The 22,149-nt window shown below is 63.1% G+C and carries 19 protein-coding genes; 10 read left to right on the top strand and 9 right to left on the bottom strand.

Annotated features, from left to right (window positions below):
* The first annotated feature begins 14 nt into the window (after nucleotides 1–14).
* A complete protein-coding gene (locus AB7828_RS26340) occupies nucleotides 15–950 on the top strand; it encodes an MBL fold metallo-hydrolase (protein ID WP_441231594.1) in 936 nt (311 codons plus the stop codon).
* A gap of 215 nt (nucleotides 951–1,165) precedes the next feature.
* Here AB7828_RS26340 and AB7828_RS26335 read toward each other — a convergent pair whose 3' ends face one another.
* On the bottom strand, nucleotides 1,166–2,317 hold the full coding sequence (locus AB7828_RS26335; RefSeq protein ID WP_441231593.1) for a lactonase family protein: 1,152 nt from the start codon (nucleotides 2,315–2,317) through the stop codon (nucleotides 1,166–1,168).
* A 92-nt stretch (nucleotides 2,318–2,409) separates the two neighbouring features.
* Nucleotides 2,410–4,704, bottom strand: a complete 2,295-nt coding sequence (locus tag AB7828_RS26330) for a TonB-dependent receptor (protein WP_441231592.1) — start codon at nucleotides 4,702–4,704, stop codon at nucleotides 2,410–2,412.
* A 96-nt stretch (nucleotides 4,705–4,800) separates the two neighbouring features.
* Here AB7828_RS26330 and nikR point away from each other — a divergent pair, with 96 nt between their 5' ends.
* The gene (gene nikR / locus AB7828_RS26325) at nucleotides 4,801–5,241 is read left to right on the top strand and encodes a nickel-responsive transcriptional regulator NikR (RefSeq protein WP_441231591.1); all 441 of its coding nucleotides are present in this window, start codon (nucleotides 4,801–4,803) and stop codon (nucleotides 5,239–5,241) included.
* Nucleotides 5,242–5,445: 204 nt separating this feature from the next.
* Here the strand turns inward: nikR and AB7828_RS26320 are convergent, their stop codons facing one another.
* Nucleotides 5,446–6,264, bottom strand: coding sequence for an aldo/keto reductase (locus AB7828_RS26320; RefSeq protein ID WP_441231590.1), 819 nt, complete (start codon nucleotides 6,262–6,264; stop codon nucleotides 5,446–5,448).
* Between the two features lie 125 nt (nucleotides 6,265–6,389).
* Here AB7828_RS26320 and AB7828_RS26315 point away from each other — a divergent pair, with 125 nt between their 5' ends.
* From AB7828_RS26315 to AB7828_RS26295, 5 genes are all read left to right on the top strand, one after another.
* Nucleotides 6,390–6,515 carry a hypothetical protein gene (locus AB7828_RS26315; protein WP_256461202.1) on the top strand — a complete coding sequence of 42 codons (126 nt, stop codon included), beginning with the start codon at nucleotides 6,390–6,392 and terminating at the stop codon, nucleotides 6,513–6,515.
* 109 nt (nucleotides 6,516–6,624) lie between these two features.
* Entirely contained in the window at nucleotides 6,625–7,875 is a 1,251-nt protein-coding gene (locus tag AB7828_RS26310) for a sarcosine oxidase subunit beta family protein (RefSeq protein WP_441231589.1), read from the top strand.
* Between the two features lie 6 nt (nucleotides 7,876–7,881).
* The gene (locus AB7828_RS26305; RefSeq protein ID WP_439079425.1) at nucleotides 7,882–8,142 is read left to right on the top strand and encodes a sarcosine oxidase subunit delta; all 261 of its coding nucleotides are present in this window, start codon (nucleotides 7,882–7,884) and stop codon (nucleotides 8,140–8,142) included.
* Nucleotides 8,139–11,105 (top strand): sarcosine oxidase subunit alpha family protein, encoded by a 2,967-nt coding sequence (locus AB7828_RS26300; RefSeq protein WP_441231588.1) that lies wholly within the window; start codon nucleotides 8,139–8,141, stop codon nucleotides 11,103–11,105. The genes AB7828_RS26305 and AB7828_RS26300 overlap by 4 nt, the downstream gene beginning before the upstream one ends.
* Nucleotides 11,098–11,676 (top strand): sarcosine oxidase subunit gamma, encoded by a 579-nt coding sequence (locus AB7828_RS26295; protein ID WP_441231587.1) that lies wholly within the window; start codon nucleotides 11,098–11,100, stop codon nucleotides 11,674–11,676. The genes AB7828_RS26300 and AB7828_RS26295 overlap by 8 nt, the downstream gene beginning before the upstream one ends.
* Before the next feature lie 203 nt (nucleotides 11,677–11,879).
* Here the strand turns inward: AB7828_RS26295 and AB7828_RS26290 are convergent, their stop codons facing one another.
* From AB7828_RS26290 to AB7828_RS26265, 6 genes are all read right to left on the bottom strand, one after another.
* Entirely contained in the window at nucleotides 11,880–12,818 is a 939-nt protein-coding gene (locus tag AB7828_RS26290; protein ID WP_441231586.1) for a 2-hydroxyacid dehydrogenase, read from the bottom strand.
* Nucleotides 12,819–12,837: 19 nt separating this feature from the next.
* Nucleotides 12,838–14,457, bottom strand: a complete 1,620-nt coding sequence (locus AB7828_RS26285; protein WP_441228648.1) for an ABC transporter ATP-binding protein — start codon at nucleotides 14,455–14,457, stop codon at nucleotides 12,838–12,840.
* On the bottom strand, nucleotides 14,457–15,296 hold the full coding sequence (locus AB7828_RS26280; RefSeq protein WP_093759485.1) for an ABC transporter permease: 840 nt from the start codon (nucleotides 15,294–15,296) through the stop codon (nucleotides 14,457–14,459). The genes AB7828_RS26285 and AB7828_RS26280 overlap by 1 nt, the downstream gene beginning before the upstream one ends.
* On the bottom strand, nucleotides 15,293–16,264 hold the full coding sequence (locus tag AB7828_RS26275; protein WP_120288470.1) for an ABC transporter permease: 972 nt from the start codon (nucleotides 16,262–16,264) through the stop codon (nucleotides 15,293–15,295). The genes AB7828_RS26280 and AB7828_RS26275 overlap by 4 nt, the downstream gene beginning before the upstream one ends.
* A gap of 84 nt (nucleotides 16,265–16,348) precedes the next feature.
* Nucleotides 16,349–17,896 carry an ABC transporter substrate-binding protein gene (locus AB7828_RS26270; RefSeq protein ID WP_439057201.1) on the bottom strand — a complete coding sequence of 516 codons (1,548 nt, stop codon included), beginning with the start codon at nucleotides 17,894–17,896 and terminating at the stop codon, nucleotides 16,349–16,351.
* A 66-nt stretch (nucleotides 17,897–17,962) separates the two neighbouring features.
* Nucleotides 17,963–18,736, bottom strand: coding sequence for a class II aldolase/adducin family protein (locus AB7828_RS26265; protein WP_093759488.1), 774 nt, complete (start codon nucleotides 18,734–18,736; stop codon nucleotides 17,963–17,965).
* A gap of 138 nt (nucleotides 18,737–18,874) precedes the next feature.
* Here AB7828_RS26265 and AB7828_RS26260 point away from each other — a divergent pair, with 138 nt between their 5' ends.
* The 3 genes from AB7828_RS26260 to gabT all read left to right on the top strand — a co-directional run bounded on the left by AB7828_RS26260 (nucleotide 18,875) and on the right by gabT (nucleotide 22,143).
* A complete protein-coding gene (locus AB7828_RS26260) occupies nucleotides 18,875–19,573 on the top strand; it encodes a GntR family transcriptional regulator (protein WP_231078048.1) in 699 nt (232 codons plus the stop codon).
* Nucleotides 19,570–20,595: a histone deacetylase family protein gene (locus AB7828_RS26255; protein WP_120288468.1), complete on the top strand. Its 1,026-nt coding sequence runs from the start codon at nucleotides 19,570–19,572 to the stop codon at nucleotides 20,593–20,595. Before AB7828_RS26260 ends, AB7828_RS26255 begins: the two co-directional genes overlap by 4 nt.
* Nucleotides 20,596–20,865: 270 nt before the next feature.
* Nucleotides 20,866–22,143 (top strand): 4-aminobutyrate--2-oxoglutarate transaminase, encoded by a 1,278-nt coding sequence (gene gabT / locus AB7828_RS26250; RefSeq protein WP_441231585.1) that lies wholly within the window; start codon nucleotides 20,866–20,868, stop codon nucleotides 22,141–22,143.
* Nucleotides 22,144–22,149: the final 6 nt, after the last annotated feature.

Here is a 22,149-nt window from a genome sequence, read left to right as displayed (position 1 = left end):
GGGAAGGACCGACCATGAGCGACAAGGATAACGGCGCCAACGACGACGTTCCGTTCAATCGCGATTATCCGCTGAAGCCCGGCGTCGTCGATCAGGTTCGCCCAAACGTGCGCCGGGTTCTCTGCAACAACCCCTCGCCTTTCACCTTCACCGGAACCAACAGCTATATCGTCGGCACCGGCAAGGTCGCGATCATCGATCCGGGCCCAGCCAATGATGCGCATCTGCAGGCGCTGCTCGATGCGGTGAAGGGCGAAACGGTGACGCATATTCTCGTCACCCATACCCATAGCGACCATTCGCCGAATACTGCGGCGCTCAAGGCCGCCACATCAGCCACGGTCTATGCCGAAGGGCCGCACCGCGCCTCGCGGCCGCGCTTCGAGAGCGAAAAACATTCGCCGGAGTCAGGTGCCGACCGCGATTTCAGGCCGGACGTGCTGGTGGCCGACGGCGAGGTGATCGAGGGCGACGGCTGGGCGCTGGAAGGCGTGGCGACGCCGGGCCACACCGCCAACCACATGGCCTTCGCCTGGCGCGAGAAGAAGTATCTCTTTGTCGCCGATCACGTCATGGGCTGGTCGACCTCCATCGTGGCGCCGCCCGATGGCTCGATGATCGACTACATGGCGTCGCTGGACAAACTCGCAGCGCGCGATGAGGACCTGTACTTCTCCGGCCACGGCCCGGACATTCCCGACGCGCAGCGCTATGTGCGCTTTCTCATTCGCCACCGCCGCGCCCGCGAAGCCTCGATCCTGCATCGTCTCGGCAAGGGTGAGGCTGATATCCCGACCATCGTGCGCGCGATCTATATCGGCCTCGACCCGCGCCTGACGGGTGCCGCCGGCTATTCCGTGCTGGCGCATCTGGAAGATCTCGTCGCCCGCGGCCTGGTGCTGACGGACGGCGACCCGGTCATCAGTGGGAGTTATCGGATGGCGTCTTAACCTCTCCCCGCATTGCGGGGAGAGGTCGCCGCGTCTTCGCGGCGGGTGAGGGGCAGCGCACACACTCACAACAATCAAGCGACGATTGGATCGCGCCGACACGAGAGAAAAGCTCTGCGGCATCGACGTGCCCACGCCCCTCACCCCACCCCTCTCCCCGCATTGCGGAGAGAGGGAGCGAGAGGACGGTGCGTCGGCTCGAAGTGAGACAGTCCTTACGGCAGATTCACGATCTCGACCCAGTTCGGATTCTTGCCCAGGGGTGTTTCGCCCAGCTTGGTCAGGCTGCCCGTCGCCTTGTCGATGGCATAGGTCGTCATGCTGTTCGATAGCTGCCCGACCACCAGTAGATAGCGGCCCGACGGATCGATGTTGAATCCGCGCGGCTGCTTTTCCGTGGCCGTGGAGCCAAGCGACGTCAGCGCGCCCGTCTTCGGATCGACACGGAACGCAGCGATCGTGTTGCTGGTGCGTTCCGACGCATAGAGAAACTTGCCGTCCGGCGTCAGATGGATATCCGCAGCCCAGGGCTTGCCATCGAAGCCCTTGGGCAAGGCAGAGGCGACCTGCGTTTCCTTCTTCAATGTGCCGGTGGCAGCGTCCCACGGAAACACATAGATCGCCGCATCGAGTTCGTTGAGCAGATAGACGAACTTCTTGTCCGGCGAGAACACCAGATGGCGCGGGCCGCCCTTGGCCTTCACGCTCACGGTCGGCGGATCGTTGGGCGTCAGCTTTCCCGCCCTGGCATCGAATTTCTGCTGATAGATGACATCGCCGCCGAGGCTCGTATGCAGCACATAGCGATTGGTGGGATCGACGATGATGCAATGCGCATTCGGTTCGGTGGCGACGACCTGCTGCGCCGGCGCGATCACGCCATTCGGCCCGATGGCATTCACCGTCACCTTGTTGCCGCCATAGGACGCGCTGAGCAGAAATCGCCCGGTGCGATCGACGGCGATATAGGCCATGGAATCGGCCAGTGGCCCGGGGCCGACGAGTTTCAGTTTTCCAGTTTTGGCATCGATATCGAAGGTCACCGCCGTGTAGGGCTCGTTGCGCAAACCGGCATAGAGCCGGTGCTTCTCGGGGCTGATGGCCAGCGGCAGCGAGCCGCCCGGCTTCGCCGGCCCCGGCACCGCCACGGTATCGATCGCAACGAGACTGCCATTCGCCTTCAATTCGAGAATGCTGATGTTCTGGCTGTCGGCATTACCGACATAGACGTAGGTGGCGGCACTGGCCGATGACATGATGAGCCCTGTTGCTAACGGGAGCGAGACGATCGCCAGCAGCGCCTTCAAACCGGCGCTGGCACGCGTGAATAGCCAACGGCGCGAAACGGAACGAACCCGTGCGAGCATCAACACCTCCCTGCCTCTTTTCATTGGGAGGGATGATGCTACCGCCTTCTGGAATAGGCAAGCTGCGCTGCGGCAAAGTCAGAACCGCGAGATCAGAACCGGCCGGCCGCCGTCACCCGCAGTGCCAGCGGCTCGACCGGATGCAGCACGCGGTCCATGATGCCGGTCTGGCACACCGCGGCAGGCGCCGTCGGCGCCCCGCCGCCCGCCGGGAAACACGCAGCGAACAGCGAGTCCGTTTTCAGCAGCGAGCCATAGGCATAGGTGATCTGGTCGGACTTGCTGTCGAGCATGTTGAAGGCATCGAGCTGGATCCGCCAGCCATTATCGAAGCGGTAACCAACCTGACCGTTCAGCAAACCCGTGGCTGGCGAGATGAAGGCTGCGTCTTCCGTCAGCGGACGCGGGCCGAAATAACGATAGCGCAAGGCGCCAAACCAGCCGGTGGCCTCGCCCAGCCTGATGCCAGCCGAGGCGATCATGTTGGGAGCGCCGGGAATGAAATTGCCGGGCGCGTTGCCAATCTGCGAGGCCGGATAACCATCGAGCTCCGCATAGGCCGCCGCCTGATCGGCATTGCTGCCGCGGAAGCGTGCGCGCGTCATCGCGAGATCGGCTTCAAGGCTCAGCCATGACGTGGGCTTGTAGTCGTTGGTCCATTCGAAGCCGACGCGGCGACTTGGACGGCTGGCTTCGGTGTCGCCGGCATCGCCGACGAACAGGATTTCGGAGGCGGAATCCAGCATGAAGAGCGCGATCGAACTGGTCAGACCCGGCACGAGCTTGGTGCGCAATCCGATCTCTGCACCCTTGGTCTTCACCAGGAACGGCGAGCTATCCACCGGCGAACCGTCGCTCGGCGATTCCCTGATGGTGACGCCGCGCGCATCATTGCTGTGGAACCCCTCGCCGGCATTCAGGAACAGCTCGGTCTTCGCAAAGGGACCAATCACCAGACCTGCCTTGGGGCTGCCGATGGTCGCCGTGGCTCTGCCGGAGTTCACCGGATTGAAGAACGAATTGACCGTGGTGTCGTAATAGTCGCCGCGCCAGCCGATATTGGTGCGCAGCCAGTCAGTCCAGAACGTCGTGTTCTGCACGAACACGCCGACGCTGCCTTCCTTCACGCCGTCGTTGCGCGTGGTGGAGAGATATTGCCGCTTGATGGTGTTGCCGAGGCTGACATTGATATCGTCGTAGCGGCTCTGGATGCCGACCTCGGTTTCGTTGCGGAAGCCCGCGATATTGTACTTGAATGTATGCGCGGCATTGATGCCGCCGAGCACGCGGTCGTCATACTGGTGAAACTGGTCGCCATTGACCGGATCGCTCAGAAAGAACGTGAAGTTGTTCCACAGATTGAGCTTGCTCTTGATGACGTAGAAATCGAGTTTGGTCGCACTGTCCACATCGGTTTGCCGGAGACGGCCGGACAGCGAGAAATGCTCCGAATTGCCCCCATCGCTGGGATCGAGCGCGCCATAGCGGTCGATCTCGCCGGAAGTGATCGCGCGCAGCGGCACCTGATCGGTGGAATTCCACTTGTTGCCATAGGCCATGCCGGTCAGCGACAAACCGTTGTCGGCCGTGCCCTGGCTGTAGCGGATCACGCCGTTGAGCTTCTGGAGCTTGTCGGGATTGTCCCACGGGCCGTTATAGATATTGGCCTCGGCGGCCACCAAGAGCGTGCCTTCGCCAACTTTGCCGGAGGTGACGCCGAAGGCGCGGTTGTAGCCGAAACTGCCAGATGTGATCGACGCCATGGTGCGCGCGACGCTGTCGATCAGGCTGACATGGATGGCGCCGACCGAGGAGAAGTCGCCTTCGTCAGCGAAATACGGCCCCTTGCGGACGTTGACTGAGCTGATCAGCTCCGGGATCAGGAAGTTGGTATCGGCATAGCCCTGACCGTGACCATGGGTGCGCATGTTCACCGGCATGCCGTCGATGGAGATGGCGAGATCGGTGCCGTGATCGAGATTTACGCCGCGGAGGAAATACTGGTTGGCTTTGCCATCGCCGGAATGCTGGGTGACGATCAGGCCTGGCGCGACTTCGAGCGCTTCGGCCGGGCGCGACAGCGGCCGCGCATTGACCTCGGCGCCGCTGATCGTCTTTTCGCTTGCGGAGGCGGGCGGTGCTGGCGCTGCGCTGGACCCGGGCGTGACGCCTACGCCGCCGGCCGCTGCCGTCGGCGTAGCGGCGCGGCGCGCGACCGGACGACTCGTCTCGGTCCCGCTGCGCGGCACGCGTGGCTTGGCTGTATGCCGCGGCGGGGCCTCGACTTCGACAGGGGACAGCGCTGTCGCCGGCTGCGCAGGTGACGGCGTGACGGCTGCGAGCGAAGCCAGGGCGATTCCGGCCGATGAAAAGAGAGAGCGATGCATCGGTCAGTCGGCCGGGCTATGCTTGGTTCAACCGGAACACACTGACATGCCAAGTATGACAAAGTCAAAGATTCATCATACTTCTTGAGAGGACCGATGCAGCGCATTACGATCACGCTCGACGACGACTTGATGGAAGAGCTGGATGCGATGATTGCCGAACACGGCTATCAGAACCGCTCCGAAGCGATCCGCGATTTCGCCAGGGCCGGCATGCAGCAGGCGACACAAGAGAAGGGCAAGACCGGCGAATGCGTTGCCGCCCTGGTCTATGTCTATGATCACGCCCAGCGCGATCTCTCACGCCGGCTGGTCGACACCTATCATCATCACCACGACCTCTCGCTGGCGACGCTGCATGTGCATCTCGACGGCGACAACTGCATGGAAGTCACCGCACTACGCGGCATGGGCAGCGAGGTGCAGCACTTTGCCGATCACATCATTGCGGAGCGCGGCGTGAAATATGGCCGCGTGGTGATGATGCCGACGGGGAAGAAGGCGGAGGGGAAGAAGAAGGGGCACAGTCACGGGTGATGTGGAGCTTCCTTCCCCTCTCCCCCAGCGCGGCGAAGCAGCGCGCAGCGGGAGAGGGTGGATCGAACCGCGCAGCGGTTCGAGACGGGAGAGGGAGCGCCACAGGCTCCGTACGTTGTGGCGCCCCCTCTCCCGCCTTCGCTTCGCTCAGGCACCCTCTCCCCCCGCGAAGCTGCGCTTCGCGGGGGGAGAGGGGAAGACAGATCAATCCCAATCCGGCGCGAAACCCGGATTGACCAGCCGCTGCGTCTTCGGCAGTGCTGCGATCGCCTTGCGGTCGTCGTCGTCCAGCGTGACCTTCAGCGCATCGAGATTGGCCTGCTGGCTTTCCTTGCGCGACGCCTTCGGGATCGCAGCGACGCCGTCCTGATCGAGCAACCATTTCAATGCGACCTGCGCCGCCGACACGCCGTGTTTGGCAGCGATGGTCTTCATCGCGTCGTTGTCGGCCAGCCGGCCCTGACCGAGCGGACAATAGGCGACCAGCGGGATCGACTTCGACCGCAGATAGGTCAGCAGCTTCATCTGGTCGAGCAGTGCATGATATTCAACCTGATTGCAGGCGACCGGGGCGCCGATCTCCTCCACGGCCTGCTTCATCAGCTTGACCGGAAAATTCGCCACGCCGATGGCGCGGACGCAGCCCTCGTCCTTCAGCTTCAGCAGCGTCTCGAAGATCGTCGGGAGATTCATGCCCTTCGAGGGCCAGTGCACCAGATAGAGATCGATGACATCGAGTCCGAGCTTCTTCAGGCTGGTGCCGAAGGCGCGCCTGATGGCATCCGGCGCGAGGTTCTCGTGCCAGACCTTGGTGGTGACATGCAGGTCCTTGCGCGCGATGCCCGAGGCCTTGATGCCGGCGCCGACTTCCGCCTCGTTGCCATACATTTCGGCGGTGTCGATGTGGCGATAACCGAGGCCGATAGCGCTTTCCACGCCGGCGACGCAGCCGTCGCCCGTGAGCTTGAACGTGCCGAGGCCGAGCTTCGGCACCGAAATGCCCTGCGTGTTCAGATTGTCCATGTCACTTCCTCAAGCATGTCAATTCTTCAATATGGCGAAACCGTCCGAGACGACGGCGCCTGAAGTGTTTGATACGGTGCCAGCCTGCAACGATAAACTCAAATCACCGGGAGAGTTTCAGCACCATGGAAAAGGCATTACGCGGATGGCTCGACTCCCACGGCCTGCTGGCCATCACTGCGGCCGTGCTCGGGGTCATTAGCCTGCTGGCCATGATCCTGGTGGTGGGCGGCTTCTGGCTGGCACGCTAAACGACATCATCTCACGATGTCGCTGATGGGCTTCTGAATGTCGCCCATGGACTGGCGTCGATCCCCGAAATACGCGACACTTCGGGCCTGATCGCCACCCGGATTCTCCATGCGCTATTCGCTGACGTCGCTGCTCAGGCAAACCCTCACCGGCCACCAAGGCTGGACGCCGCAATGGCGCGATGCTGCGCCGAAGGCCGAATACGACATCGTCATTGTCGGCGGCGGCGGGCATGGGCTGGCGACCGCCTATTATCTGGCGAAGGAATACGGCCTCAGGAATATCGCCGTGCTGGAAAAGAGCTGGATCGGGTCAGGCAATATCGGCCGCAACACCACGATCATCCGTTCCAACTATCTGCTGTCCGAGAATATCTCGCTCTATGAGCTGTCGCTGAAACTGTGGGAAGGCCTCGAGCAGGACTTCAACTACAATGCCATGGTCAGCCAGCGCGGCGTGCTCAACCTGTATCATTCCGACGGTCAGCGCGACGCTTATGCGCGGCGCGGCAACATGATGCGGCTGAACGGCGCCGATAGCGAGTTGCTGGATCGCGAGGGCGTACGGCAACTCTATCCATTCCTGAATTTCGACGCGGCGCGGTTTCCGATCCAGGGCGGCCTCTTGCAGAGGCGCGGCGGCACCGTGCGCCATGATGCGGTAGCGTGGGGCTATGCCCGCGGCGCCAGCGACCGCGGCGTCGATGTGATCCAGAATTGCGAAGTGACAGGGATCGACATCGTCGACGGTCGCGCGGTGGGCGTGCAGACCTCGCGCGGCGCGATCAAGGCGAAGAAGATCGGCCTTGCCGTCGCCGGCTCGTCGTCGCGCGTGGCAGCGATGGCGGGGATGCGACTGCCGATCGAAAGCCATGTGTTGCAGGCCTTCGTCTCCGAAGGGCTGAAGCCGATCATCCCCGGCGTCATCACCTTCGGCGCCGGGCACTTTTACATCAGCCAGTCCGACAAGGGCGGGCTCGTGTTCGGCGGCGATATCGACGGCTACAACTCCTATGCCCAGCGCGGCAATCTGCCTGTGGTCGAGGACGTCTGCGAAGGCGGCATGGCGCTGATGCCGGCCATCGGCCGTGCGCGGATGCTGCGCAACTGGGGCGGCCTCGTCGACATGTCGATGGACGGTTCGCCGATCATCGACCGCACCCACGTCAAAGGGCTCTATCTCAATGCCGGCTGGTGCTATGGCGGCTTCAAGGCGACGCCGGGCTCGGGCTTCGTCTTCGCGCATCTGCTGGCGAAAGACGAGCCGCATCCCGCCGCCAAACGCCTGCTGCTGAACCGGTTTCGCTCGGGCCATATCGTCGATGAAAAGGGCCAGGGCGCCCAACCGAATCTGCACTGAGGCCCCATGCGCATCCCCTGCCCTTATTGCGGATCCCGTGACGCGTCGGAATTTTCCTATTCCGGAGACGCCACGCTGACGCGGCCCGCGCCCGACAATGCCGATGCGATGTTCGACTATGTCTATCTGCGTGACAATCCAGTCGGCGTTCACAGGGAATACTGGTATCACGCCGCCGGCTGCCACGCCTGGCTCAAGGTGACGCGTAACGTCTCGACTCATGAGGTGATCGACGCCGTGCTGGCCCATGATGAGGCTGCATCATGAGCATCTCGCGCCGCCTCGCGTCCGGTGGACTGATCGACCGATCGAAGCCGATCAATTTCGCCTTCGACGGCAAGACCTATGGCGGCTATGCCGGCGATACGCTGGCGTCTGCGCTGCTCGCCAATGACACGATGCTGGTCGGCCGCTCGTTCAAATATCACCGGCCGCGCGGCATCTTCTCGGCCGGACCGGAAGAGCCGAATGCGCTGGTGACGCTGCGCTCGGGCGCGCGCGCCGAACCGAACACCAAGGCGACCACGGTCGAACTGTTCGACGGGCTGGAGGCATCGAGCCAGAACTGCTGGCCGTCGCCGAATTTCGATCTGCGGGCCGTGCATCAGCTCGCCGGCCCGCTGCTGAATGCCGGCTTCTACTACAAGACCTTCATGTGGCCCGCGGCGTTCTGGGAGAAATTCTACGAGCCCGCCATCCGTGCCTCGGCGGGCCTCGGCGCACTCAGCGGCCTCGACGACCCCGACACCTATGAGAAATCGCACGCCTTCTGCGACCTGCTGGTGATCGGCGCCGGCCCTGCGGGCCTCGCCGCAGCGCTCGCCGCCGGACGCGCCGGAGCGCGGGTGATCGTGGCCGAGGAAGATTTCGTGCTCGGCGGACGATTGCTCAGCGACACCGCGCAGATCGATGGCGTCACAGCAGCCTCATGGGCGGCGCTGGCGGAGGCCGAACTCGGCACCCTGCCGAATGTCCGCATCCTCAAGCGCACCGCCGTGTTCGGTGCCTATGACGGCGAATATGGCGCCATCGAGCGCGTCAGCGATCACCTGCCGGTGCCCCCGCCGTTCATGCCGCGGCAGCGGCTGTGGAAGATCGTTGCGAAACAATGCGTGCTCGCCGCTGGCGCGCAGGAACGACCGCTTGTATTTCCCGGCAATGACAGGCCCGGCATCTTGCTGGCTTCGGCATTGCGCACTTATACCAACCGCTTCGGCGTGGTGCCGGGCCAACGCGTTGCGATCTTCACGACATGGGACGATGGCTGGCGCAGTGCGTTCGACTTGCAAGCGGCCGGCGCCGAGATCGCTGTTGTGGTCGATGCACGGACGGAGGTTTCGCCTGAGGTGCGCAAACTCGCAGGCAATGCACCGCAGTTTCTCGGCGCGCATGTCTCCGACACGTCAGGCTATCGCAGGCTGACGACGATCGAGATCACCGACAGTACCGGCAAGACACGTAGCGTCACTGTGGACACGCTTGGCGTCTCCGGCGGCTGGTCGCCGAGCATCGGCATCGCCACGCATCTCGGCGGCAAGGGCAGTTGGTCGGAGGAGCGATCGGCATTTCTCTGCAGCGACACGCCACCGGGCATGCAGATCGCAGGCGCCGCAGCCGCGCAATGGTCGCTGGCGCAGGCATTGGAGAACGGCGCGCTGGCCGGCGCAAAAGCTGCTTCGCATGTCGGCGTCGGGTTGCAGACGCAGAAGCCCATCACGGCCAGCGACGAGGCTTCCGGCAACAATCCGGTCTGGCTGTTTAAGGGATCGCGCCGCAAGGCGTTCGTTGACCTGCAGAACGATGTCACCGCGACCGATGTTGCTCTCGCTGCGCAGGAGGGCTTCCGTTCGGTCGAGCAGCTCAAGCGCTACACGACTTTGGGCATGGCGACCGATCAGGGCAAGACATCCAATGTCAACGGCCTCGCAATCCTCGCCGGCGAGATCAGGAAGACCATCGCCGAAACCGGCGCGACGCGGGCACGCCCGCCGCATGTGCCGGTCGCCATCGGTGCTTTTGCGGGTCTGCACAGCGGCAAGCATTTCAAGCCGACGCGGCTGACGGCGAGCCACGCGGCCTCCGCTGCGGCGGGCGCCACCTTCGTTGAAGCCGGCCAATGGATGCGCGCGCAATGGTTCAACGCGCCCGGTGAGAGCGACTGGTTGCAGAGCGTCACCCGCGAGGTGAAGGCGGTGCGCTCCAGCGTCGGCATCTGCGATGTCTCGACGCTCGGCAAGATCGCGCTGTGCGGATCGGATGTCGGCACGTTCCTCGACCGCGTCTATATCAACACCTTCTCGACGCTGCCCATCGGCAAGGTGCGCTACGGCGTGATGCTGCGCGAGGACGGCTTCGTGATGGATGACGGCACCACCGCGCGGCTCTCCGCCGATCATTATGTAATGACCACCACCACCGTAAATGCCGGCAAGGTGATGCAGCATCTGGAATACTGCCATCAGGTGCTGTGGCCCGAGCTCGACGTGCAGATGGTCTCCGTCACCGAACAATGGGCTCAGTATGCGGTTGCGGGGCCGAAGTCGCGCGAGCTGCTGCAGGCGCTGCTCGGCGATGCCTTTGATGTCTCCAATGAGGCCTTCCCGTATCTGGCCTGTGCTGAATTCCACGTCGGCACCGTTCCGCTGCGGTTGTTCCGCGTCTCGTTCTCCGGCGAGCTCGCTTATGAGATCGCTGCGCCCGCGGGCTATGGCGAAGCGCTGTTCAACGCACTGATGCAAGCCGGCAACGCACTCGGCGTTACGCCCTATGGCACCGAGGCGCTCTCGGTGATGCGGATCGAAAAGGGCCATGTCGCCGGCTCCGAACTCAACGGCCAGACCGTGGCGCGCGATCTCGGGCTCGGGCGGATGATGTCGGTGAAGAAGGACTATATCGGCCGCACCATGGCAGCGCGTGAGGCGCTGATCGATCCGGATCGGCCAACGCTGGTCGGCCTGCGGCCGGTCGATCGCAGCCAGCGCCTGCGCAACGGGTCACTGCTGTTCGCGCGCAGCGTGATGCCTGCGCCGGACAACAATGCCGGCTTCATCACCTCGACAGCCTTCAGCCCAAGCGCCAATCACTGGATCGGGCTCGGCCTGTTGGCGCGGGGGCCTGAGCGGCATGGCGAGATCATCCGTGCCTGGGACCCGGTCCGGTCAGGTGACTATGAGCTCGAAGTCGTCGATCCCGTCTTCGTCGATACAGAAGGAGCGCGGCTGCGTGCTTGATCTCGCTCACATCTCTGCCTTCGCTGAGTTGCGCTCCACGGGCGATGGCCGCGGCGTCATTGCGCGGGAGCGTCGCGGCATCGCCATCGCCACCGTCATGGCGCGCAAAGGCCAGGATGCCGCGCTCGCTGCTGCCGTGAAGGAACAGTTCGATATCAATCTGCCACTGGGACCGCACGGTTCCGGCAGCGATGCGACCTCGCTTCTCGGCACCGGCCCCGGCCGCTGGCTGGTGACCCACGATGCGGGCACACCGCGTTTCGTCGATAGCCTTGCGCAGCAGCTCGATGGCCTTGCCTCGGTGGTCGATCAGTCTGATGGTGTGGGCCTACTACGGCTGTCCGGCCCGGCCCTGCTCGACGTGCTGGCCAAGGGCGTCGCCATAGATCTCAGCGCCGCGGCATTTCCAGCCGGCAGCGTTGCCGTCACGCAGATCGCGCATATGGGCGTGACGCTGTGGAAGGTCGACGAGGCGCCGACAATTCACATCGCGGTCGCGCGCAGCATGGCCGGCAGCTTCCTGCACTGGCTGGAAGCGTCGGCGGCCGTGACGGGATTGGCGGTGGAGTAGTCGCTTTCTTAACCTCGCCCCGCTTGCGGGGAGAGGTCGGAGCCGAGCGGCTAGCGAGGCTTCGGGTGAGGGGGAGCTAGTGTTCTACTCGCTAGCTCCCCCTCACCCGTCGCGACAAGCTTCGCTTGTCACGCCACCCTCTCCCCGCTTAGCGAAGCTTCGCTTCGCCGGGCGGGGCGAGGGAAGCAAGCCGCTCCGTCCAACTAATATCCCCGGTTGCGATCCACCGAATCCTTCGGCTGCACGCCCAGCTTCACCGCCTCTGCCGTCGCCAAAATCGTATCACCGATGGCGGTCATAGTGACCTCGCAGGCGTCGTGCGGCGTCAGCACGATCTGCGGATGCGACCAGAACGGATGGTCCTTGGGCAGCGGCTCGGTGTGGAATACATCGAGTGTCGCGCCGGAGAGCTGCCCGCTGGCAAGCGCATCGAGGATATCCTGCTCGACCGAGTGCTCGCCGCGACCGACCTGAATGAGATAGCTGCCGCGCGGCAGCTTGGCGAACAGGCTTGCATCGAGGATGCCGCGGGTTTCTTCGGTGAGCGGCAGCAGGTTCACCAGCACCTCGGAGCCCGCGAGCATCGCATCGAGCCCATCGCTGCCGTGGAAGCCGGTCACACCCGGCGGCGTCGGCTTGGCCGAGCGGCTCCACACCCGGACAGGGAAGCCGAGCATCGCCAGATCGGACGCGACGCGCGCGCCGATGGCGCCGTAGCCGAGAATGCCGATCGGAACCTCGGACGGGCGGCGCCCGCCACCGAGGCGCTTCCAGACATGATCGCGCTGGTTCTGCAGATACGTCCCGAACTGGCGCTGGTGATAGATTACGTTCCAGATCACGAAGCCGGACATCATCTGCGCCTGTGCCGGCTCGACCACGCGCACCACGTCGATGCCATCGCGCAGGCTCGGACAGTTCAGGATGCTGTCGGCGCCGGCGCCGATAGAACACGCCGCCTTCAGGTTCGGATAGTGATCGAACGCATCCGCATGGGGATGCCAGCTCACCGCTATGTCGATTTTAGCGGGATCGGTGCCGTCGAGATGATCGACAAAATGCACCTTGCCGTCGAGCCGGGCGATTTCGTTGGTCAGGTATTTGCGCAGGTTGATGGTCCTGCTCAGGAAAACACAAGTCACGGGAGACGTCGGCATAAGGTCAGGCGGCCTGGGATGGCGAACTCTGGCCGGGGACGGCACCGAGCAATTCGCGGGTGTAGGGATGTTCCGGCGCCGCAAACAATTGCGCCGTCGGCTTCAGCTCGACGATCACGCCGCGCTGCATCACGGCGATGCGATCGCAGATCTGTGCGGCGACGCGCAGATCGTGGGTGATGAACAGCATCGACAGACCGAGGCGGGCCTTGAGGTCTTCGAGCAGCTTCAGCACCTGCGCCTGCACCGAGACGTCGAGCGCGGAGACGGCTTCGTCGGCGACGATGATCTCCGGATCCATCGCAAGCGCGCGGGCGATGCCGAGACGCTGGCGCTGGCCGCCGGAGAATTCATGCGGATAGCGGTCGAGCGAACCGGCATCGAGACCGACCATCCCCAGCAGATCACGCGCACGCTGCATCGCGACCTTGGGGTCGGTGCCGCGGGCGATCGGGCCATCGGTGATGATCTGGCCGACCCGGCGGCGCGGATTGAGCGAGGCGAACGGGTCCTGGAAGATCATCTGGATGCGGTGGCGCTGCGCCCGCAGCGCCTTGCCTTCGAGTGCCGTGAGATCGATATCTCCGATGCGCACGGTGCCGCGATCGGCTTCGATGAGCCGCATCACCAGACGCGCGACGGACGACTTGCCCGAACCGGACTCGCCGACCAGGCCAACGGTCTCGCCCTGCATGATCGAGAACGTGACTTCGTTCGCAGCCTGCACGCGGCGATCCGGCTTGAACCAGCCGCCCGAGGTCACATAGGTCTTGTCGAGGCCGATGACTTCGACAGCCTTCGCATTTTCATCCAGCGACGCGCGCACCGGCGGGTGCATCGACGGCACGGCAGCGAGAAGCGCCTTGGTGTAATCGTGCTGCGGATTCCTGAAGACGGCGTCGATCGAGCCTTCTTCCACGATCTTGCCATGGCGCAACACCACGACGCGATCGGCGATATCGGCGACGACGCCGAAATCGTGGGTGATGAACATCACGGCCATGTTGCGGCTGCGCTGCAGGTTGCGGATCAGCTTGAGGATCTGCGCCTGGGTGGTGACGTCGAGCGCGGTAGTCGGCTCGTCCGCCACAAGCACCGAGGGCTCGAGCGCAAGCGCCATGGCAATCATCGCGCGCTGGCGCTGGCCGCCGGAGAGCTGGTGCGGATAGGCGCGGATGATACGCTCCGGATCGGGCAGACCGACTTCCTTGGCGAGGCTGAGGGCCTTGGCGCGGCGCTCCTTCGGCGTCAAAAGATTATGCGCCTCGAACATTTCCATCATCTGCTCGCCAATCCGCATCAAGGGATTGAGCGCGGTCATCGGCTCCTGGAACACCATGGCGATGCCGCGGCCGCGCACTTCGCGCCAGCCGCTCTCGTCGAGCTTCAGAAGATTCTGCCCCTCGAACAGAACTTCGCCGGTCTCGGTCTTCACCGTATCCGGCAGCAGACCCATCAGCGCATGCGCGCACATGGACTTGCCGGAACCGGATTCGCCGACCACGCAAACGATCTCTCCGGGAATGAGATCGATGGACACGCCATCGACCGCATAGGGACGTTCGGCGCTCTTCGGCAGAGCAATCTTCAGGTTCTTGATGGAAACGGCGGGGGTAGCAGTCATCAGCGGCTATCCTTCGCCAGGCGCGGATTGAGCGCGTCGTTGAGGCCTTCGCCGATCAGGTTCATGCCGAGTACTGAAATCAGGATGGCGACGCCGGGGAAGACGGTGATCCACCAGGCCTGACGGATCACCGTCCGGCCGGCGCCGACCATATAGCCCCAGGACATCAGATTGGGATCGCCGAGGCCGAGAAACGACAGCGAGGATTCCAGCAGGATCGCATTCGCCACCATCAGCGACGCCAGCACGATCACCGGCGACAGCGCATTCGGCAAAATCTCGCGCGAGATGATCCAGGTGTTGCTCTGGCCGGTCACGATGGCCGCCTGGACATATTCGCGTGTGCGCAGCGACAGCACCTCGCCGCGCACCAGACGCGCCACCGGCGGCCAGGAGACAATGGCGATGGACCCAACGATGGAATAGATCGACGGCTGCAGGATCGCCACCAGCACAATGGCCAGCGGGAAGCTCGGAATGGTCTGGAAGAATTCGGTGAAGCGCATCAGGGCGTCGTCGACCTTGCCGCCGAAATAGCCGGCGATGGCGCCGAGCGGCACGCCGATGGTCAGCGCCACGGTGGTCGAGACGAGACCGACCAGCAGCGACACGCGGGCGCCGTAGATCAGGCCTGCAAACACGTCGCGGCCCAGCGCGTCGGTGCCGAGCGTCACCATCGGATTGGTGAAGGGCGGCAGGAACGGCCGCTGCACCATGCGCCAGGGCGAGGTCGGGAAGATCATCTGCCCGAACAGCGCGACGAAAATCGCAAGCGTGATGATGACCAGACCGATAACGCCGCCGGGATTGCGCAGCATCAATTTCCAGAACTTCTTCATGATGCAAACTCGATGCGTGGATCGACCAGCCGATAAACGAGGTCGGTGACGAGGTTGAAGATCAGGACCATCGCCGAGCAGACCACGAAGACGCCGAGCAGAAGGTTATAATCGCGTTGCAAGAGCGCCTCATAAAGCAACCGGCCGATGCCGGGCCATGCAAACACCGTCTCGGTGAGCACCGCGCCGCCCACCAACGTACCGGAATGGACGCCGGCCAGCGTCACCACCGGCAGCAGCGCGTTGCGCAGCACGTGGCGGCGTTGGATGATGTTGTCGCGCAGGCCCTTGGCGCGGGCGGTCTTGACGAAATCCAGCCGCTTGACCTCAAGCATCGAGGCGCGCGTCATGCGCGTATAGGTCGCCATGAAGAACAGGCCGATGGTCATCGCCGGCATCACCAGATGCAGGGCCACGTCTTTCACATGTGCCCATCCGGTAAAGTTTCCACCGACGGTCTCGTAGCCGAAGCTCGGCAGCCAGCCGAGATAGACCGAAAACAGCAGGATCGACATCAGCGCGACCCAGAAGATCGGCGTGGCATAGAACAGCAGCGCCGAGACAGTGATGGCAGTGTCCGCCCATGTCCCCGCAAATCTCGCGGCCAGCGTACCGAATGTGATGCCCAGTAACAGCGATATGCCGAACGCCGTCAGCGTCAGCAGCAGCGTCGCCGGCAGACGCTCGGCGATCAGCTTCGCGACCGGCATCTGCTGGCGGAACGAGAAACCGAGGTCGAGGGTGACGACACCCTTCACGTAAATGAACAGCTGCTCCGGCAGCGGTTTGTCCAGTGAGAACTTTTCGCGCAGCTGCTGGACGAATTGCTCATCGCTGGCGCCGGCCTCACCGGCCATCACCGCTGCGGGATCGCCGGGCGCAAGGCGGATCAGGAAGAAGTTCATCACGATGATCGCAAGCAGGACGAACACGCCCTTCACGATCCTCTGGGCAACGAATGACAGCATCAGAGGTCCATCGCATTCAGGTCAGAGTACACAAAGAAAACCCGTGACGATCACAGAGATCGTCACGGGCATCAGGCTGAAAGCTTACTTGTCGATCCAGGCGTCGCGGAAGCCGTCATTGACGCCGATACCGGTCGTGATCAGGTTCTTGATCTTGCAGTTGGTGATGGTCGGGAACTGCAGTTCAAGCTGCCAGGCAACAGGCACATCCTCGACGAGAATCTTCTGGACCTTCTCGTAGATTTCCTTGCGCTTCGAATCCGGCGTGGCGACGGCGCCCTCTTCGAACAGCTTGTCGACCTCAGGATTGGAATAGCCCTCGAGGTTGTTGAAGAGCTGGCCCTTGGCGATTGCGCTCGTCACGTAGTTGCGGCCAACGCCGAGCGCCGGATCGCCGTACTGATAGAGATAGGTGAAGGAGATATCGTAATCCCACTCCATGTTCTTCTGGTTCGAACCAGGCACGTCGGTGGCGATGGTCTCGATATTCATGCCGACGTCGACGAGGTTCTGCTTCACAGCTTCACCCCAACGAGACCAGGTTTCGCCGTAAGGCAGCGGCATCAGGCGGACCTTCTCGCCCTTGTAGCCGGCTTCCTTCAGCAGCGCCTTGGCCTTGGCCGGATCGTACGGATACTTCTGCACGTTGTCGGTGTAGAACTTGATCGCCGACGAGGACGGGCCGGTAGCCACCTTGCCGAGGCCGTTCCAGATCACGTCCCTGGCGAATTCGCGGTCCACCGCATACATGATCGCCTGACGAACCTTCTTGTTGGCGAGCACGGGGGTGCGGTTGTTGAGCCACATCCAGGCCATCGGCGAGAAGAACTCCCAGCCGTCGCCGGTGACGCAGGTGTTCGGCAGCTTGCTGACGCGCGGTACGTCAAAGTTCTCGATCGAACCGCCGGGCAGCACATCAACCTTGCCGGTCTCGTAGGCCACCGAACGCGCAGCGGCGTCCGGAATGATCTGCCAGTAGATGCCGTCGATATAGGGCTTGCCCTTGACGTGGTAGTTCGGGTTCTTCACCAGCTGGATGAATGAGCCCTTCTTCCATTCCTTGAACATGAACGGGCCAGTACCGATCGGCGTATTGTTCGCCGGATTGGTCTTGACGTCGGAGCCTTCATAGATGTGCTTCGGGATGATCGGCATCGAGCCGACTTCGAAGATGCCGATGAAGGGGCCAAAGGGCTGTTTCAGCGTGAAGACGACGGTGTAATCGTCCGGCGCTTCGACCTTGTCGAGCTGCACGAGGTTGTTGCGCGCACGCGCGTGGGTCACCTTCAGCGTCTCGATGGAGAACAGCACGTCGGCAGCGGTGAACGGCTTGCCGTCATGCCAGGTCACGCCCTGCTTGAGCTTGAACGTGTAGGTTTTCGCATCCGGGCTGATGGTCCAGCTCTCGGCGAGACCAGGCTGTGGCTCCAGTGTCTTGCTGTAGCGCAGCAGGCCTTCATAGATGTTGCCCGAGACCATCTGCGTCGGGCCGTTCTGGACGAGTGCGAGCATCAGGCCCGGCGGCTCAGGCTGGATCACCGCATTGATGGTGCCGCCCATCTTCGGCTCCTGCGCGAGCGCCATTGTACTCACGGTGCTCAGTGCCAAAGCCAATACAAATTTCTTCAACATATCTTTCCCCTTAGTGCCGGTTGGCACGTAACCCAGATCAGTTGACGATGTGTAGCGGAAGTCGGATCAATTCTTGTAATCGGCGTCCGTGCGATCGAGCATGCGCTTGAACGCTTCCCACTCGCTGTCCGGCTTGCCGCCTTCGGTGCCATGCACCTTGTCGTAACCGCGGTCATACTGGCCGGCGGTGTGTGCGGCAATGGCGTGGGACGGGCGAATAACTTCTGCGCCGGTTGAAAGAATCGCGAGCTGCGCGCGGCAGGAGCGTTCCATGTTGAACATCAGCTTGAAGGCCTCACCGACCGAGCGGCCGCAGGTGAGCAGGCCGTGGTTGCGCAGGATGAGAACCATCTTGTCGCCGAGATCGGCGACCAGACGCTCGCGCTCGGACAGGTCTAGCGCGATGCCTTCGAAGTCATGATAGGCGATGCGGTCGGTGAACTGCATCGACCACTGGTTCAGCGGCTGCAGACCGTCCTTCAGGCACGACACGGCGACACCGGCAACGGTATGCGTATGCAGCACGCACTGCGCGTCGTGGCGGGCGGCGTGAACGGCGCTGTGAATGGTGAAGCCGGCCGGATTGATACCGAGGCCGAGCGGATCGTCGACAACTTTACCGTCGACGTCGACGGTGACGAGGTTGCCGGCCGTCACTTCCTCGAAGCGCATGCCATAGGGATTGATGAGGAAGCGGTCCTGAGTGCCGGGGACGCGCACCGAAATATGCGTGTAAATGCTGTCATCGAGGCCGAGGCGATGGATCAGACGATAGGCCGCAGCAAGATCGATACGAACCTGCTTGGCGGCATCGAGGGTCGGCGTAAGGTTTGCATGCATATTCACAGGCGCGGTTCCCGGCTTTTTTTAAGGTGTGGGCAGGAAACACAATCGCATGGCAGCTCGCAAGATTAAACTGTCGACAATCGACGATTAATTCTTGTACAGGGGAAGAAACGGGTCCCCCGCATGCGTTTGATGTCTCCTCCAGTTGGTCTGACTGCCCTCGCCGACACCGATCTTGTCGGGCAGGTCGCACGCATCCTGACCCAGGCCATCATCAAGGGGCAGTTGCTGCCCGGCGCCAAAGTCGTCGAAGCCGGCATCGCCCGCGAACTCGGCGTCAGCCGCGCCCCTGTCCGTGAAGCTGCACGGCTGCTCGAGCAACAGGGCCTGCTGGTCTCGCATCCGCGCCGCGGCTTCTTCGTCCGCAAGCTCGAAGCGACGGATATCGACGAGGTCTACGACCTGCGCATTTGCGTCGAATGTCATGCCGGCGTGCTCGCCTCCAAGAACATGACGCCTGCCAATCGCGACATGCTGCGCCGGCAGATCGACGTCATGCATGAGACGGCAGCGATCGACGATCACGCGCGACAGATCGAGGAAGATTACAAATTTCATCGCATGATCTGCGAAATTGCCGGCAGCAAACGCCTGTTGCGATTGTTCGACGATCTTGCTTCGGAACTGCGTATGACGATCGGCCTGATCGGCCGGCTCTATGACGATCCGCACCGTATTGCGCAGACCCATGAGGCACTGCTCGAAGTCCTCGAACAGGGGCATCCCGATATCATCACCGCGCGGATCGACTATCACATCGGCGCTGCCTGGCGCGAAGTCGGCAAGCTGGTCCGCGAACTTCCCTCCTCAACGAATGGAGCCGCTACGTGAAGGCAGTGTATTCCGACAAGCACAAGAGCCATGATCCGCAGTTCTTCCTAGTGCGCGGTCAGGTCCGTAAAACCACCGAGCAGCCGGAGCGCGCCGAGCGCCTGCTGAAAGGCCTCGCCGACGGCAAGCACACGATCGTCGCGCCGACCGAATTCGGCCAGGGCCCACGTGCCCGCGTGCACTCGCCGGAATATTTGCGCTTCCTCGAAGGCGCCTGGGAAGAATGGATCAAGCTGCCGGACTACGGCCCGGAAATGATCGCCAATATCCACCCGAACCGCGTGGCGGGCAGCTATCCCACCCACATCACCGGCAAGCTCGGCTGGCACACCGCCGATACCGCGGCGCCGATCGGTCCAGGCACCTGGCTAGGTGCCTGCGCATCCACCGACGTCGCCGTTACCGCGGCGCAGATGGTGATGGACGGTGAGGACGCGGTCTATGCGCTGTGTCGGCCGCCCGGCCATCACGCCTATCGCGACATGGCCGGCGGCTTCTGCTTCATGAATAATTCGGCCATCGCCGCCGAGCATCTGCGCACCAAGCATGAGCGCGTCGCAATCCTCGATGTCGACGTGCATCACGGCAACGGCACACAGGGCATTTTCTATGCGCGTCCGGACGTGTTGACAGTGTCGATCCATGCCGATCCCGTCGGTTACTACCCCTTCGTCTGGGGCTATGCCCATGAGAAGGGCGAAGGCAACGGCCTCGGCACCAATCTCAATATTCCGCTCGCGCTCGGCACCGGCGATGACGGCTTCATCGACGCGCTCGCTGTCGCCGAGAAGACCATCAAGTCGTTTGCGCCGACCGCCCTCGTTCTCGCCCTCGGCCTCGATGCATCCGAGCACGATCCGCTGGCCGCACTCAAGGTCACCACCCCGGGCTTCAAGCGCATCGGCGAAGCCGTGGCGCGCATGGGCCTGCCCACGGTGCTCGTTCAGGAAGGCGGATATCTCTCGGATATCCTAGGCGCCAACCTCACCTCGACCCTCGCCGGTTTCGAAGCCGCGCGGTGATTGGACTTATCGAGTGAACACCAGCACGCCGCGCTCTCTTAACCTCTCCCCGCTCTGCGCGGGGAGAGGTCGCCGCGTCTTCGCGGCGGGTGAGGGGCATGGCACGGCGCTCATCGCACGCACTGCACTTGCGGATCGCAAGAGCCCCTCCCCCCACCCCTCTCTCCGCAAGAGCGGGGCGAGGGAGCTTACAGCGCCCGGCGCAGCAGCCTGCTCCATCCACTGATCCACACCCAACAACATCCAAGAAAACTCGAAGGACAAACTCGAATGTCGACCAACGCAGAAATCTTCGCACGCCGCGAAGCCGCCGTTCCCCGCGGCATCGGCCATTCCACTCCGATCTCGGCGCAGCGCGCGCTGAATGCGGAAGTCTGGGACGTCGAAGGCAAGCGCTATGTGGACTTCGCCGGCGGTATCGCCGTGCTCAACACCGGCCACTGCCACCCGACCATCATGGCCGCCGTGCGTGCGCAGATGGAGAACTTCACGCACACCTGCTTCCAGGTGCTGCTGTATGAATCCTACGTGACCCTCGCCGAGCGCCTGAACAAGCTGGCGCCGATCGACGGCGCCACCAAGACCGCATTCTTCACCACCGGCGCCGAAGCGACCGAGAACGCCATCAAGATGGCCCGCGCCGCCACCGGCCGCGCCGGCGTGATCGCCTTCACCGGCGGTTTCCATGGTCGCACCCATATGACCATGACCATGACCGGCAAGGTGTTCCCGTACAAGAAGGGCTTTGGCGGAGCCATGCCGGAAGTCTGGCACGTACCGTTCCCGGCCGCGCCGCTCGACGTCACGGTTGAGGAATCGCTCAAGTATCTCAGCTTCCTGTTCAAGGCCGACATTGATCCGGCCCGTGTCGCTGCCATCATCATCGAGCCGGTGCAGGGCGAAGGCGGCTTCCACCAGGCGCCGCCGGAATTGATGCGCGCGCTGCGCAAGATCTGCGACGAGAATGGAATCGTCTTCATCGCCGACGAAGTGCAGACCGGTTACGGCCGCACCGGCAAGATGTTCGCGATGGAACATTACGACGTGAAGCCTGACCTCATCACCGTGGCGAAGAGCCTCGCCGGCGGCTTCCCGCTGTCGGGCGTGATCGGCAAGGCCAAGATCATGGACGCAGCCGATCCGGGCGGCCTCGGCGGCACCTATGCCGGCAACCCGCTGGCGATTGCAGCAGCAATGGCCGTGCTCGACGTGTTCGAGAAAGAGAAGCTGATCGACCGCGCCAACCATATCGGCGAGCGCATCACCACGCGCCTGAAGAAAATGCAGCAGCGAAACGACCTCGTGCCGATCGCCAGCATCCGCAATGTCGGCGCCATGATCGCCTTCGACATCGTCAAGGAGCGCGGCTCTAATACGCCGGACGCCGAAGTGACCAAGAAGGTGACGCAGAAGGCCACCGAGGAAGGCCTGATCCTGCTGTCCTGCGGCGTCAATTTCAACACCATCCGCGTGCTCGTTCCGCTGACCGCCCAGGACGAAATCCTCGACGAAGGCATGGAAAAGCTCGAGCGCGCGCTGACCGCCTGAGCCCTC

This window comes from Tardiphaga sp. 215_C5_N2_1 (assembly GCF_052076055.1).
GTDB lineage: Bacteria > Pseudomonadota > Alphaproteobacteria > Rhizobiales > Xanthobacteraceae > Tardiphaga > Tardiphaga robiniae.
The sequence above is the reverse complement of the archived record's forward strand: the minus strand, read 5'-3'. Positions and strand labels throughout refer to the sequence as shown.

What these genes read in the sequence shown, in the direction of transcription:
- AB7828_RS26340 (WP_441231594.1), top strand. Translation starts at nt 15, where the DNA reads ATGAGCGACAAGGATAACGGCGCCAACGACGACGTTCCGTTCAATCGC.
- AB7828_RS26335 (WP_441231593.1), bottom strand. Translation starts at nt 2,317, where the DNA reads ATGCTCGCACGGGTTCGTTCCGTTTCGCGCCGTTGGCTATTCACGCGT.
- AB7828_RS26330 (WP_441231592.1), bottom strand. Translation starts at nt 4,704, where the DNA reads ATGCATCGCTCTCTCTTTTCATCGGCCGGAATCGCCCTGGCTTCGCTC.
- nikR (WP_441231591.1), top strand. Translation starts at nt 4,801, where the DNA reads ATGCAGCGCATTACGATCACGCTCGACGACGACTTGATGGAAGAGCTG.
- AB7828_RS26320 (WP_441231590.1), bottom strand. Translation starts at nt 6,264, where the DNA reads ATGGACAATCTGAACACGCAGGGCATTTCGGTGCCGAAGCTCGGCCTC.
- AB7828_RS26315 (WP_256461202.1), top strand. Translation starts at nt 6,390, where the DNA reads ATGGAAAAGGCATTACGCGGATGGCTCGACTCCCACGGCCTGCTGGCC.
- AB7828_RS26310 (WP_441231589.1), top strand. Translation starts at nt 6,625, where the DNA reads ATGCGCTATTCGCTGACGTCGCTGCTCAGGCAAACCCTCACCGGCCAC.
- AB7828_RS26305 (WP_439079425.1), top strand. Translation starts at nt 7,882, where the DNA reads ATGCGCATCCCCTGCCCTTATTGCGGATCCCGTGACGCGTCGGAATTT.
- AB7828_RS26300 (WP_441231588.1), top strand. Translation starts at nt 8,139, where the DNA reads ATGAGCATCTCGCGCCGCCTCGCGTCCGGTGGACTGATCGACCGATCG.
- AB7828_RS26285 (WP_441228648.1), bottom strand. Translation starts at nt 14,457, where the DNA reads ATGACTGCTACCCCCGCCGTTTCCATCAAGAACCTGAAGATTGCTCTG.
- AB7828_RS26280 (WP_093759485.1), bottom strand. Translation starts at nt 15,296, where the DNA reads ATGAAGAAGTTCTGGAAATTGATGCTGCGCAATCCCGGCGGCGTTATC.
- AB7828_RS26275 (WP_120288470.1), bottom strand. Translation starts at nt 16,264, where the DNA reads ATGCTGTCATTCGTTGCCCAGAGGATCGTGAAGGGCGTGTTCGTCCTG.
- AB7828_RS26270 (WP_439057201.1), bottom strand. Translation starts at nt 17,896, where the DNA reads ATGTTGAAGAAATTTGTATTGGCTTTGGCACTGAGCACCGTGAGTACA.
- AB7828_RS26265 (WP_093759488.1), bottom strand. Translation starts at nt 18,736, where the DNA reads ATGCATGCAAACCTTACGCCGACCCTCGATGCCGCCAAGCAGGTTCGT.
- AB7828_RS26260 (WP_231078048.1), top strand. Translation starts at nt 18,875, where the DNA reads ATGTCTCCTCCAGTTGGTCTGACTGCCCTCGCCGACACCGATCTTGTC.
- gabT (WP_441231585.1), top strand. Translation starts at nt 20,866, where the DNA reads ATGTCGACCAACGCAGAAATCTTCGCACGCCGCGAAGCCGCCGTTCCC.